The organism is Streptomyces doebereineriae (genome assembly GCF_031845645.1).
Lineage (GTDB): Bacteria > Actinomycetota > Actinomycetes > Streptomycetales > Streptomycetaceae > Streptomyces > Streptomyces canus.
Window position 1 is genome coordinate 237,838 of the sequence record NZ_JAVREZ010000013.1, and the last position, 13,209, is coordinate 251,046.

Consider the following 13,209-nt stretch of genomic DNA (forward strand, 5'->3'; position numbering starts at 1 on the left):
CGCACGGGACAGCCCTCGAACGTTCGACGAGGAACGAAGAACGGGGTCGTGATGCGCAGCACGAGCAGCACCTACCGGAAGCCCAGGTCAGCGAACAGGGCTTCCGCGAAAACGGCGGCCGCCGCCCTCGCGGCAGCCCTCGCCCTGTCGCTCACCGCATGCGGCGGAGACGACGACAAGAGCAGCGACACGGGCGCGACAGGTGGCAAGGAGACGGGTACCAGCCTCACCCTGCCCAAGCTGAACGGTCAGAGCCTCCAGGTCGCCGCCGTCTGGAGCGGCGAGGAGCAGGCCAACTTCAAGAAGGTCCTCGCGGAGTTCGAGAAGCGCACCGGCGCAAAGGTGACCTTCGTGCCCGCCCAGGACCCGATCGTCAACTTCCTGGGTTCGAAGGTCGCGGGCGGCCAGCCGCCGGACATCGCGATGCTTCCGCAGCCGGGTGCCATCAAGCAGGCCGTGGACAAGAAGTGGGCCAAGCCCCTCGGCACCGAGGCCAAGGCCGAGCTCGCCAAGAACTACTCGCAGGGCTGGCAGGACATCGGCAAGATCGGCGGCACCCAGTACGGCGTCTACTACAAGGCCGCCAACAAGTCCCTGATCTGGTACAACGCCAAGGTCTTCGAGAACGCTGGCGCCACCGAGCCGAAGACCTGGGACGAACTGCTCACCACCGCCCAGACGGTCTACGACTCGGGTGTGACCCCGTTCTCCGTCGGCGGCGCCGAGGGCTGGACCCTGACGGACTGGTTCGAGAACATCTATCTCTCCCAGTCGGGCCCGGAGAAGTACGACCAGCTGGCCAAGCACGAGATCAAGTGGACGGACCCGTCCGTGAAGGACGCGCTGACCACGCTGGCCCAGGTGTGGGGCAAGAAGGACTATGTCGCGGGCGGCGCCAAGGGCGCGCTGCAGACGGACTTCCCGGCCTCGGTGACCCAGACCTTCACCGGCGGCGACCAGCCCAAGGCGGCGATGGTCTACGAGGGCGACTTCGCGCAGGTCAACATCCAGACGGCCAAGGCGAAGGTCGGCACGGACGCGAAGGTGTTCCCGTTCCCGAAGGTCGGTGACACCGCCCCCGTGGTCTCCGGCGGCGACGCGGCCGTGATCCTGAAGGACTCCAAGGCGTCGCAGGCGCTGGCGACCTTCCTGGCCTCGCCCGACGCGGCGACGATCCAGGCCAAGCTGGGCGGCTATCTCTCGCCGAACAAGAGCGTGGACATCTCCTCGTATCCGAACCCGGTGCAGCAGAAGATCGCCAAGGCGCTGATCGACTCCGGCGACGACTTCCGCTTCGACATGTCCGACCAGGCCCCGCAGGCCTTCGGCGGCACCCCCGGCAAGGGTGAGTGGAAGGCGCTCCAGGACTTCCTGACGAATCCGAAGGACATCGCGGGCACGCAGGCCAAGCTGGAGGCCGACGCGGCGGCCGCCTACGGGAACTGACGCGATGACCTCGGCCACCGAGGCAGGGGTCCCTCCGACCCCTGCCTCCCCCAAGTCGCGCAAGAGCGTGACCGGCACACGCAGGATCGTGGCAGCGATGTTCCTGCTGCCCGCCCTCGTGCTGCTGGGCGCGCTCGTGGTCTACCCGATCGGGTACTCGATCGTCCGCAGCTTCTACAACCAGTCCGGCGACGGATTCGCCGGAATCGACAACTACAAGGCCCTGTTCACCGACGACGGCATCCGCACGGCGCTGAAGAACAACATCATCTGGGTGGTGTTCGCTCCGACGATCGCCACCGCGCTCGGTCTCATCTTCGCGGTGCTGACCGAACGGGTGCGCTGGGGAACGGCGTTCAAGCTGGTCGTCTTCATGCCGATGGCGATCTCCATGCTGGCGGCGGGCATCATCTTCCGGCTCGTCTACGACCAGGACCCGGACAAGGGTTTCGCGAACGCGGTGTGGGTGGGCGTGCACGACACGTTCAGTCAGGCCTCGGCGTTCCCGAAGGCGCACCCGGGCCGTGAGTCGCCGCTGGTGGCCCAGGGGGGCGGGTTCATCACCAAGACGACCGTCCGCACCGGCGGCACGGTGACCCTGCCGCTGGTGGGTGTCGCCCCGGACCAGATGCCGGGTGACGCGAAGAAGGCCGTGGCCCCCCAGGCCGACCCGGGCAGGATCACCGGCACGACCTGGCAGGACTTCACCCGCGGCAAGGGCGTCGGCACGCTGGGCGGGGTCGACCCGAGCGAACTCGGCTACCCCGGCATGAAGATCGAGGCGGTCAAGGACGGCAAGGTCGTCGAGACGGCGAAGGCCGGGGAGGACGGCACGTTCTCCTTCTCGGAGAAGGCCGACGGGGCCCAACTGCGGCTTCCGGCGAGCAACTTCAAGGAGGCCTACAACGGGCTGGACTGGCTCGGACCGTCGCTGGTGACGCCGGCGATCATCGGGTCGTACATCTGGATGTGGGCCGGTTTCGCGATGGTGCTGATCGCGGCCGGGCTCGCGGGCATCCCCCGCGAACTCCTGGAGGCGGCCCGGGTCGACGGCGCGAGCGAGTGGCAGGTCTTCCGCAGGGTCACGGTCCCGCTCCTCGCGCCCGTTCTCGCGGTCGTCGCCGTGACCCTGATGATCAACGTCCTGAAGATCTTCGACCTCGTCTTCATCATCGCCCCGGGCTCCTCGCAGGACGACGCGAACGTCCTCGCCCTGGAGCTGTACCGCAAGGGCTTCGCCGAGGATCAGCCGGGCATCGCGAGCGCCATCTCGGTGTTCCTGCTGCTGCTGGTGATCCCGGTGATGTGGTTCAACATTCGTCGGCTCAGGCGGGAGGTACGGCGATGACCACTCAGGCCGAAAGGCTTCCCGAGACGGCAGCGGCCGACGGGGTGAAGGCGAAGCAGTCGCTCGGCTCACGGCTCGTCGAACGCGTCAGCGGCGGCCTGATCAGCGTCTTCCTCGTCCTCGTCGGCCTGTTCTGGCTGGTGCCGACGATCGGGCTGCTGATCTCCTCGCTGCGCACCCCGCAGGACCTCGCCGCGACCGGCTGGTGGAAGGTCTTCACCGAGCCGTCCCAGATGACCTTCGACAGCTACGACAAGTTGCTCCACAACAGCGACATCACCGGCTCCATCGTCAACACCGTGCTGATCACGGTCCCGGCGACGGTCCTGGTGATCGTCATCGGCGCGCTCGCGGGCTACGCGTTCGCGTGGATGGAATTCCCCGGCCGCGACTGGTGGTTCATGGGCGTGGTCGGTCTGCTGGTGGTGCCGGTGCAGGTGGCGCTGATCCCGATCGCCGAACTCTTCGGCAAACTGGGCCTGTTCGGCAACATCTTCGGGGTGATCCTCTTCCACACGGGCTTCGGTCTGCCCTTCGCGGTGTTCCTGCTGAGGAACTTCTTCGCGGAGATCCCCCGCGAACTCCTGGAGGCGGCGAGGCTCGACGGTGCGGGTGAACTGCGCCTGTTCGCCAGGGTGGTGATGCCGCTCGGCGCGCCCGCGATCGCGAGCCTGGGCATCTTCCAGTTCCTGTGGGTGTGGAACGACATGCTGATCGCCCTGGTGTTCACGGACGCCGACAGCCAGCCGATCACGGTCGCCCTGCAGACCCAGATGCGCGCCTTCGCCGACAACGTCGACGTCCTGGCGCCGGGCGCGTTCATCTCCATGGTGATCCCGCTGCTCGTGTTCTTCGCGTTCCAGCGGCAGTTCGTGTCCGGCGTGATGGCGGGCGCGGTCAAGTAGCCCGTACGACAGCCGACTTGAAGGGGCGGACCGACACCGGTCCGCCCCTTCGCGTTCGCCCGAATGCCGTACGGACCGTAACCAAGCTCCTCCATGGGGCGTTCCCGGGCAGAACTGCCGCGCCGACCCTTGGATGTGCCGTGCCCAGGTTCAGTGTCATCGTCCCCGCGTACAAGGTTCAGGCGTATCTGCCCGCATGCCTGGAATCGGTGCTGTCACAGTCGTACGAGGATCTGGAACTGATCGTGGTCGACGACGGCTCGCCGGACGCGTGCGGCGAGATCGCCGACGAGTTCGCGGCCCGCGATCCACGCGTCCGCGTGGTCCACCTGGCGCGGAACAAGGGGCTCGGTCCCGCCCGCAACGCGGGGATCTCGGAGGCGACGGGCGACTACCTGGTCTTCCTGGACGGCGACGACACCCTCACCCCGCACGCGCTGCGGGCGATCGCCGACCGGCTGAAGGAGACCGGCGAACCGGACGTCCTGCTCTACGACCACGCGCTCGTCCCCTGGTCGGGCGAGACCGTCCGCAACGCCGTCACGGGGCAGCTCAGCGAGCAGGGCCCGGCCCCCTTCCTCCTGGAGGACCGCCCGGGGCTGCTGCGGGCACCGACGGCGGCCTGGAACAAGGCGTACCGCAGGGAGTTCGTCGAAAGCGGGGGCTTCGCCTTCCCGCCCGGCCACCACGCGGACACGCCCTGGACCTACCCGGTCCTGATGACCGCCGAGTCGATCGCCACCCTGGACCGGGTCTGCGTCCACCACCGGCAGCGCCGACGGAGCCGGGCCCTCGGCACGGCCGGCCACTTCGACATCTTCGACCAGTACGACAGGGTCTTCGCCCACGTCGACTCGCGCCCCGAACTCGCGCAGTGGCGGCCGGTGTTGTTCCGCCGCATGGTGGACGACATCTGGGCGGTGTTCGCCGACCGGGACCGCCTCCCGCGCGGCAGCCGCGGCGAGTTCCTGCGGCGGGCCCGCGACCACTACCGCGCACATCGCACCCCGGGCCCGGTCCCGGGGCGCTCCTGGCTACGCCACAAGGTGATCCACCTGGGCCTGTACCGCACCTACCGGGTCGCGGAACTGGCCCAGCGTCTCAGGCGGCGGGCCACCAGGCCGGTCTTCCGCCTCGCCAAGGCCCTGCGCGCTGCGGCTCTCCGGCTCCACTACCGCGTCCAGCTGCGCCTCCCTCTGCGCGAGGACCGGGCCGTCTTCGCCGCGTACGGGGGTCGCGGTCATGGCTGCAACCCGGGCGCGCTGGAGGAGGCGTTCCGCACCTTCGCCCCGCACATCCGCACCGCGTGGATCGCCCGTCCCGAGCACCACCACACGATCCCGACCGCGACGCTCCGGCTGCGCCCCGGCACGGCCGCCTACTGGACGGCGCTCGCCCGCTCCAAGTACCTCGTGAACAACACCGACTTCGACCGCCGTCTGGTCAAGCGCCCCGGCCAGGTCCTCGTCCAGACCCAACACGGCACGCCCCTCAAGCACATGGGCCTGGATCTCCAGGAACGCCCGGCGGCGGCAGGGGACTTGGACTTTCACGAGATGCTGAGCGGCGTCGACCAGTGGGACCACCTCCTGTCCCCCAACCGCCACACCACGTTGACCTGGGAACGCGTCTACCCCGGCGGCTACACCGTGCTTCCCTACGGCTATCCCCGCAACGACGTGTTCCAGCGGGCGACTTCGGAGGACGTACGGCGACTGCGCGAGTCCCTCGGCATTCCGGAGGGGTCGGTCGCGATCCTGTACGCGCCGACCCACCGCGACTACCGCCGCACCCAGCGCACCACCCTCGACCTGGACCGCCTTCTGCGCCGTCTGGGCCCCCGCTTCGTCGTACTGGCCCGCGCCCACCACCGCCACGGCGGCCCGCTCGTCTCCCCCGCGACCGGCCGGGTCATCGACGTCAGCGACCACCCGAGCGTCGAGTCCCTGTGTCTGGCCTCGGATGCCCTGGTCACCGACTACTCGTCCCTGATGTTCGACTACGCCAACCTGGACCGCCCGATCGTGATCCACGCCGACGACCAGGAGGCGTACGAGGCGGCCCGCGGCACCTACTTCGACCTGCGGTCCATCGCGCCGGGCGCGGTCGCGCGCAGCGAGGACGAACTGACCGACATCTTCGCCACCGGCCACTGGCGCGGGTCCCGCTCCACCCAGCTGCGCTCGGCGTTCCGAGCGCGCTTCTGCCCGTACGACGACGGCCGCGCCGCCGAGCGGGTCGTACGCCATGTCGTCCTGGGCGAGACCGAGTTGCCACCGGTGATCCCGCTCGCCGAGCGCCACCCGGTGCCGTCGGCGGCGGCGGCGCTCGACCGCTTCCCGCTGGCCACCGTGCACCGCTCCGCGACGGACACGCCCGTCACCGAGACCCACTAGAAGGGGTCCCCATGCCGTCCAGCCCGTCCCGTCCCACACCGACCCGCCCGTCCACCAGGCGCCCGGTGGGACGACCGGGGCGCCGGCTCCGCTGCTGCCGGCCTGCGTCCGGCACTCGCTCCTGAGCGCCAGCCCCTAGGGCCTAGCCCCGGGCCGCCTCCGGATGCAGCCGTACCCATCCCTCCCAGGCCGACATGATCATGTCCTGCACGTCGAGTTTGGCCTTCCAGCCGAGTTCTGTGGCCGCCAGGTCGGCCGAGGCGACGACTCGGGCCGGGTCTCCGGGGCGGCGGGGGGTGACCGTCGGGGGGCGGTCGTAGCCGGTGATGGCGTTGATGTGGTCGATCATCTCGCGGACGGAGACGCCTTCGCCGCGGCCGATGTTGACGGTGAAGTCGCGGCCGGGGGAGGACTGCAGGGCGCGGGCCGCTGCCACATGGGCCTCGGCCAGGTCGGCGACGTGGATGTAGTCGCGGACGCAGGTGCCGTCGGGGGTGTCGTAGTCGTCGCCGAAGATGCGCGGGGCCGCGTTGGCCGTGAGCCTCTCGAAGACCATCGGGACGATGTTGAAGACGCCCGTGTCGGCCAGCTCGGGGCTCGCCGCTCCCGCCACGTTGAAGTAGCGGAGGCAGGCCGTGGAGAGGCCTGTCGCGCGGCCCGTCGCGCGGACCAGCCACTCACCGGCCAGCTTGGTCTCGCCGTACGGGGACATCGGCGCGCACGGGGTCTCCTCCGTCACCAGCGGGACGTCCGGCATGCCGTACACCGCCGCGGAGGAGGAGAAGACGAAGGAGGGGACCCCGGCCGCCGTCACCGCCTCCAGGAGGACGCGCAGGCCCTCGACGTTCTGTCGGTAGTAGTGCAGCGGCAGATCCACCGACTCGCCGACCTGCTTCTTGGCCGCGAGGTGGACCACGCCGGTGACCTCGTGGTCCGCCAGGGTGTGCGCGACCCGCTCGGCGTCCAGCGTGGAACCCACCACCAGCGGCACGTCGGCCGGCACGCGCTCGGCGACGCCGGTGGACAGGTCGTCGTACACGACCGCCCGCTCGCCCGCCTCGGTCATCGCCCTCACGACGTGCGCCCCGATGTAGCCGGCGCCGCCGGTGATCAGCCAGGTCATTACGGCCGTCCCCTCTTCGGTTGACCCGTGTCCGCGTCTCAGTGAACCAGGCGGTCGGGGCCGACGGGTGCCACCGTGGTGACCGCGGGTGAATGCCGGGACACGTGCGGTGCCGGAACTGATGTGCCGTAAGTGTCAGTCCTCGTCGGGCAGCTCGGCGTGCACCGCCGCGTCCAGGGCCGAGGTGAGCTGGTCCAGGCGGGCCCGCAGTTCGCGGATCTCGTCCACGTCGAAGCTGGTCGCCGAGACGATCCGGCGCGGCACCTGCACCGCGCGCTCGCGCAGGGCGACGCCCTGCTCGGTGAGCCGTACCTCCACCGAGCGCTCGTCGCGGGCACTGCGCTCGCGCCGGACCAGGCCGGCCGCCTCGAGTCGCTTGAGGAGCGGGGACAGGGTGCCCGAGTCGAGCCGCAGGTGCTCGCCGAGCTTCTTGACGGGCAGGTCGCCGTGCTCCCACAGCACCAGCAGCACCAGGTACTGCGGGTAGGTGATCCCCAGATCCTTGAGGATCACGCGGTAGACGCTGCCGAAGGCGCGGGAGGCCGCGTTCAGGGAGAAACAGATCTGCTGGTCGAGGCGGAGCCAGTCGGTGGCGGTCGGTGGCGTGGTCATGTCTCCAGGATAGCTCTTGCGGGCCATTTAGTTGTACACAACTAAATTGTGTGCTCTACTTGCAGCCGTGAGGCGGCCGCGGATGAGCCGCCGGAACAAGACTTCGAGAGGGATGGTCTTTCATGGACGCGCTCTACACCGCTGTCGCCACCGCCACCCACGGCCGCGACGGCCGGGCCTACACGAACGACGGCAAGATCGACGTCGCGCTGGCCCCGCCGGTGGAGATGGGCGGCAACGGACAGGGCACCAACCCGGAGCAGCTGTTCGCCGCCGGTTACGCCGCCTGTTTCGGCAGCGCCCTCGGTCTCGTCGGCCGCCAGGCCAAGGTGGACGTCAGCGACGCCGCCGTCACCGCCGAGGTCGGCATAGGCAAGCAGGGCGAGGGCTACGGCCTCAAGGTCACCCTCCGCGTCGAGCTGCCCGACTCCGTGGACGCGGAGACCGGCCGCAAGCTCGTCGAGACGGCCCACCAGGTCTGCCCCTACTCCAACGCCACCCGCGGCAACATCGAGGTCGACCTCGTCATCGAGTAGAGGTCGCACCGGGGTCGCACCAGGGCTCGCCTGCACGGGTTGCCGGCGGTTCCGGGCCGACCCGCGCGGCAGGCAGTCAACTGCTCACGGCTAGCCTGCGCGGATGGTCGTTCGCGCAGAGCGCGCCCTGGGCGCCGTCATCGGTTCTGCCGTGGGGGACGCGCTGGGCGCCCCCTTCGAGTTCGGGCCGGAGGGTGCCTTCTCGGACCGCTTTCCGGAGCCGGGGCACGGCAGCGAGATGTGCGGAGGCGGCGGCTGGGACCCGGGCGAGGCGACCGACGACACACAGATGGCGGTCCTGGTCGCCGAGTCCCTGGTGGAGTGCGACGGGCTCGAACTCCCTGACATCTTTCGGCGGTTCCAGCGGTGGGCGGCGGCGGAGCCGAAGGACATCGGTCTCCAGACCGAGGCCGTGCTGAGCAGCGGCGACCCTTGGGACATCGCCGCCGCACTCCACTTCCAGGTGAACCAGCGAGCCGCGGGGAACGGAGCGCTGATGCGAGCGGCCCCGTCCGCCGTGCACTTCGCCCCTCACGGCCGCGAGGCCACCATGGACGCCGCCCGCCGGCTCGCCGCCCTCACCCACGGCGACCGGGCCGCCTGGGAGGGCACGGCCGTCTTCCACGAGCTGATACGGGTGGCCCTCGCCGGTGACGACCCGCTGGACGCCGTGGCAGCCACCCTCGACGTGGTCCACCCGGAGCACCGCCGGCGCTACGCCACCGTCCTGGCCACCGACTGGCACCCCGACCAGGCCACGGAGTTCAACGGCGCCGTATGGCCCTGCCTGGGCTCCGCGGTCTGGGCCCTGCGCACGACGACCTCGTACGAGACGGCCGTACGCGCCGCGATCGACCTGGGCGGCGACACGGACACGGTGGCAGCGGTGACGGGTGGCCTGGCCGGAGCGGTGTACGGCCTCGCGGCCGTCCCGGAGCGCTGGACAGCACCCCTGCACGTACCACTGCCGGGCTTCGCCGACCGGGTGCTGAGGACGTCCGACTTGGCGAACCTCACTCGTCGGCTCACCGGCTGACAGAAGCGCCGGAGGGGGCACGGGGCTGTATCCGACATGCGGCTCCGCCGCGGGCCCCTCAGACGCCCACCAACAGCGCCCACTCGCGAATCGCGCGCACCTCGACCCCCGGCGTGTGCCGGTAGTACGGATCCGCCTCCAGAATCTCCTCCAGCTCTGCCCGCCCCACCGCGAACAGCAGCATCGCCCCCTGGTCGTCCTCCCACGGCCCCGCGGCAAACAGCTTCCCCTCGGCATGCAGACGGCCGAGCGTCTCGCGGTGAGCGGGGCGGGCGGCAAGGCGTTCGGGCGCGGGTGTGAAGGCGAGTTCCACGACAAGCACAAGGTCCCCCTTCGAGGGCAACAGGCCGACGCGACCGACGTTAGGCTCAGCCCGCCGCGCAGGTCTGTATCAGGCGATACAGCGAGGAGAGGAGCCGTCATGTCCGCACCCGACTGGCGGCGACTGCGGGGCGTCCCGCTGTTCGCCACACTCCCCGAAGCCGGCCTGCGCCGCCTGTGGGAGACCTCGGTCCCCCGCCACTACGCCCGCGGCGAGACCCTGCGCAGCCAAGGCACCCCCGCCGACCATCTGCTCGTCCTGCTCGACGGCACCGCGTCCGCGTCCGCCACGACCACCGCCGGACGCGTCGTACGGTTCGGGACGTGGGCCGGACCCTGCGCCCTCGACAAGGTCGCGCTGCTCGACGGGGCCGGCCACACGGCCACCGTCACCGCGCTCACCCCATGCGCCGTACGGGCCGTCCCGCGCGGCCGCTTCACGGCCCTGCTCGACGACTCCGCGACCGTACGCGCCCACGTCTTCCGGCTCCTCGCCACCCAGGCCCGCGCCCAGCAGGAACGGCTCACCGACACGGCCACCCTCCCCTGCGAGGCCCGTCTCGCGGCCTGGCTGCTGGACGGACTCGGCCGGGACGGAACCGACGGCCACGTCCCCCTCCCCGGCGGTCAGCGCGAACTCGCCGACCTGCTCGGAGTCACCCGCGTCACGGTCAACCGCGCGCTGTCCCGGCTCAGGCGGGACGGACTGATCGGCCCCACGGAGAACGGCGGCGGCCGGATCCGGGTGCTGGCACCGGAACTCCTCGCCCTGCGCGCAACGCAGTACACCCGCCACAGTCGCTGAGGCAGGCTCAGAGCGCCTTCAGCGCCTCCGTCGTCGCCCGCGCCAGTGCCGCGAGGTATCCCTTCGGCAGCTTCGGGCTGCGGATCACCACCGAGCGCCAGTACAGAGGGCCGGAGATCAGATCGAGGGCCAGCTCGTCGTTGAAGCCCGTGCGGAGCTCCCCCCGCTGCTCCGCCGCCGTGACGATCTTGCTGGCGACGCCCTCCTGGCCCTTCTGCAACGCGTTCTGCAGGGCCTCGGCGATCTCGGGGTTGCGGGCCGCCTCGGCCTGCAGGTCCGGGATGATCTGCGAGGCCACGGGGTGGCGCAGCGCCCGGGACGTCACCTCGTACAGCATCCGCAGGTCGTCCTCCAGCGAGCCCGTGTCCGGCACCGGCAGCCCCATCACCGCGATCTCCGAGACGACGTCGAGGACGAGGTGCAGCTTGGAACGCCAGCGGCGGTAGACCGCGGTCTTGCCGACGCCCGCGCGGCGCGCGATGCCCTCGATCGACATCCGTGCGTATCCGGCGGCCGCGAGCTCCTCGAAGACGGCTGCCCGAATGGCTTCCGTCACATCCTCACGGAGTACGGCGGCTCCTGCCGGGGCACGGCGGCGCGGACGGGTCGGCGGCGCGTCGGCGTTGGTCGTCATGCGGACCAGCATAGGGCGTAGCGACGAAACGGTCCCGTCCCGACGCGCGTCGCTACGACGGAACAGGCGCGTCCCGACGTGTGGCGCGTTACGACGATACGGTTACGTTCCATCGTCATCCGTCACGACGAAACGGTTGCGTTCCGACGCTCACTCGTCCTACGCTCACGTTGCGACGATACGGTCCCGTCCCGACGTAAGAGAACGTGAAGAGTCACGTAAGGAAACGTCGGATGACGGGCACGCCGGCCGCACGCGCACCACCCCCACCCCCCGAGTGAAAGCAGCGGATGTGAGCCAGGTCCTCGACACACCGCCCCCGACAGCGCCCCAGGCCGACGACGACCTCACGGCCCTGGCCGCCCGGCACGGCCTCGCGGTCAGCGGCGCCCGTCCCTCGCTGCCGGAGTACGTCCGCCAGTTGTGGGCGCGGCGCCACTTCATCACCGCGTTCTCGACCGCCAAGCTCACCGCGCAGTACAGCCAGGCGAAGCTGGGCCAGGTCTGGCAGGTCATGACCCCGCTGCTGAACGCGGCGGTGTACTACTTCATCTTCGGCGTGCTGCTGGGCACCAAGAGGAACGTGCCGGACTACGTCCCGTTCCTGGTCACGGGCGTGTTCATCTGGACGTTCACGCAGAGCTCGATCATGGCGGGCACCCGCGCGATCTCCGGCAACCTCGGCCTGGTGCGCGCCCTGCACTTCCCGCGGGCCGCGCTGCCGATCTCGTTCGCCCTCCAGCAGCTCCAGCAGCTGCTCTTCTCGATGGCCGCCCTGGTCGTCATCCTGCTCTGCTTCGGTGTGCCCATCGCCGCGTCCTGGCTGCTGGCGATCCCGGCGCTGGTCCTTCAGTCCACGTTCAACGCGGGCGTCTCGATGATCATGGCGCGGATGGGCGCCAAGACGCCGGACATCGCGCAGCTGATGCCGTTCGTCCTGCGCACCTGGATGTACGTCTCCGGCGTGATGTGGAGCATCGACAAGCTGGCCAAGGGTCACCACGACTGGCCGTCCTGGGTGGTCCCTGTCCTCCAGGCCAACCCGGCCGCCGTCTACATCGACCTGATGCGCTACTCCCTGATCGACAGCTTCCACGCGAGCCAACTGCCGCATCACGTGTGGGCGCTCGCGGTGGGCTGGGCGCTGGTCGCCGGCGTCGGCGGCTTCATCTACTTCTGGAAGGCTGAGGAGACGTACGGCCGTGGCTGACATCGAGAACGACAAGATCCCCACCGTCGTCGTCGACGGCGTGGACATCGTCTACCGCGTCAACGGCACCGGCGCGGGCAGGGGCTCCGCCACCGCCGCCCTCAACCGCATGATGCGCCGGGGCCAGGCCGAGAAGGCAGCGGGCGTACGCAAGGTGCACGCCGTCAAGAACGTGTCGTTCGTCGCCTACAAGGGCGAGGCGGTCGGACTGATCGGCACCAACGGCTCCGGCAAGTCGACCCTGCTCAAGGCGGTCGCGGGTCTGCTCCCGGTGGAGAACGGCCGCATCTACACCCACGGCCAGCCCTCCCTCCTCGGCGTCAACGCGGCCCTGATGAACGACCTCACCGGCGAGCGCAACGTCCACCTCGGCGGCCTCGCGATGGGCATGTCCCGCGAGCAGGTCAGGGACCGCTACGAGGAGATCGTCGACTTCTCGGGCATCAACGAGAAGGGCGACTTCATCACCCTGCCGATGCGCACCTACTCCTCCGGCATGGCGGCCCGCCTGCGTTTCTCCATCGCGGCCGCCAAGGACCACGACGTCCTGCTCATCGACGAGGCCCTCGCCACCGGCGACCGCTCCTTCCAGAAGCGCTCCGAGGCCCGCATCCGCGAGCTTCGGCAGACCGCGGGCACGGTGTTCCTGGTCAGCCACAGCAACAAGTCGATCCGCGACACCTGCGACCGGGTGCTCTGGCTGGAGCGCGGCGAACTGCGCATGGACGGCCCGACCGACGAGGTCCTGGCGGCCTACGAGGACTTCACGGGCGGCCCGGACAAGGCGAAGCCGAAGGTCGCGGCCTGACCCACGGCTTTCCCTCCACGACGACGAGG

At 70.1% G+C, this 13,209-nt stretch carries 13 protein-coding genes; 9 read left to right on the forward strand and 4 right to left on the reverse strand.

Translation table 11 applies throughout. The features are described from left to right. Positions 1 to 51: 51 nt before the first annotated feature. The 4 genes from RNB18_RS32940 (at position 52) to RNB18_RS32955 (ending at position 6,095) form a co-directional block, all read left to right on the forward strand. Positions 52 to 1,446, forward strand: coding sequence for an ABC transporter substrate-binding protein (locus RNB18_RS32940; RefSeq protein WP_311717756.1), 1,395 nt, complete (start codon positions 52 to 54; stop codon positions 1,444 to 1,446). A 4-nt stretch (positions 1,447 to 1,450) separates the two neighbouring features. Next, complete coding sequence (locus RNB18_RS32945; protein ID WP_311717757.1) at positions 1,451 to 2,794, forward strand: carbohydrate ABC transporter permease; 1,344 nt, start codon at positions 1,451 to 1,453, stop codon at positions 2,792 to 2,794. Next, positions 2,791 to 3,699: a carbohydrate ABC transporter permease gene (locus tag RNB18_RS32950; protein WP_311717758.1), complete on the forward strand. Its 909-nt coding sequence runs from the start codon at positions 2,791 to 2,793 to the stop codon at positions 3,697 to 3,699. Before RNB18_RS32945 ends, RNB18_RS32950 begins: the two co-directional genes overlap by 4 nt. Before the next feature lie 140 nt (positions 3,700 to 3,839). Further along, a complete protein-coding gene (locus RNB18_RS32955; protein ID WP_311717759.1) occupies positions 3,840 to 6,095 on the forward strand; it encodes a bifunctional glycosyltransferase/CDP-glycerol:glycerophosphate glycerophosphotransferase in 2,256 nt (751 codons plus the stop codon). A 142-nt stretch (positions 6,096 to 6,237) separates the two neighbouring features. Here the strand turns inward: RNB18_RS32955 and galE are convergent, their stop codons facing one another. Then, complete coding sequence (gene galE, locus RNB18_RS32960) at positions 6,238 to 7,218, reverse strand: UDP-glucose 4-epimerase GalE (protein WP_311717760.1); 981 nt, start codon at positions 7,216 to 7,218, stop codon at positions 6,238 to 6,240. A 135-nt stretch (positions 7,219 to 7,353) separates the two neighbouring features. Continuing rightward, positions 7,354 to 7,830, reverse strand: coding sequence for a MarR family winged helix-turn-helix transcriptional regulator (locus RNB18_RS32965; RefSeq protein WP_311717761.1), 477 nt, complete (start codon positions 7,828 to 7,830; stop codon positions 7,354 to 7,356). Between the two features lie 122 nt (positions 7,831 to 7,952). On the opposite strand from RNB18_RS32965, the gene RNB18_RS32970 reads away from it, so the two are divergent. Continuing rightward, positions 7,953 to 8,366, forward strand: coding sequence for an organic hydroperoxide resistance protein (locus RNB18_RS32970; protein ID WP_311717762.1), 414 nt, complete (start codon positions 7,953 to 7,955; stop codon positions 8,364 to 8,366). Between the two features lie 103 nt (positions 8,367 to 8,469). Then, entirely contained in the window at positions 8,470 to 9,402 is a 933-nt protein-coding gene (locus RNB18_RS32975) for an ADP-ribosylglycohydrolase family protein (protein ID WP_311717763.1), read from the forward strand. Positions 9,403 to 9,460: 58 nt separating this feature from the next. Here RNB18_RS32975 and RNB18_RS32980 read toward each other — a convergent pair whose 3' ends face one another. After that, on the reverse strand, positions 9,461 to 9,724 hold the full coding sequence (locus RNB18_RS32980; RefSeq protein ID WP_311717764.1) for a YciI family protein: 264 nt from the start codon (positions 9,722 to 9,724) through the stop codon (positions 9,461 to 9,463). A 99-nt stretch (positions 9,725 to 9,823) separates the two neighbouring features. On the opposite strand from RNB18_RS32980, the gene RNB18_RS32985 reads away from it, so the two are divergent. After that, on the forward strand, positions 9,824 to 10,528 hold the full coding sequence (locus tag RNB18_RS32985) for a Crp/Fnr family transcriptional regulator (RefSeq protein ID WP_311717765.1): 705 nt from the start codon (positions 9,824 to 9,826) through the stop codon (positions 10,526 to 10,528). A gap of 7 nt (positions 10,529 to 10,535) precedes the next feature. On the opposite strand, the gene RNB18_RS32990 is transcribed toward RNB18_RS32985, so the two are convergent. Then, positions 10,536 to 11,174: a TetR/AcrR family transcriptional regulator gene (locus tag RNB18_RS32990; protein ID WP_199873722.1), complete on the reverse strand. Its 639-nt coding sequence runs from the start codon at positions 11,172 to 11,174 to the stop codon at positions 10,536 to 10,538. A 280-nt stretch (positions 11,175 to 11,454) separates the two neighbouring features. On the opposite strand from RNB18_RS32990, the gene RNB18_RS32995 reads away from it, so the two are divergent. Further along, positions 11,455 to 12,372: an ABC transporter permease gene (locus RNB18_RS32995; protein ID WP_311717766.1), complete on the forward strand. Its 918-nt coding sequence runs from the start codon at positions 11,455 to 11,457 to the stop codon at positions 12,370 to 12,372. Beyond that, positions 12,365 to 13,180: an ABC transporter ATP-binding protein gene (locus RNB18_RS33000; RefSeq protein WP_311717767.1), complete on the forward strand. Its 816-nt coding sequence runs from the start codon at positions 12,365 to 12,367 to the stop codon at positions 13,178 to 13,180. The genes RNB18_RS32995 and RNB18_RS33000 overlap by 8 nt, the downstream gene beginning before the upstream one ends. The last annotated feature ends 29 nt before the right edge of the window (positions 13,181 to 13,209 follow it).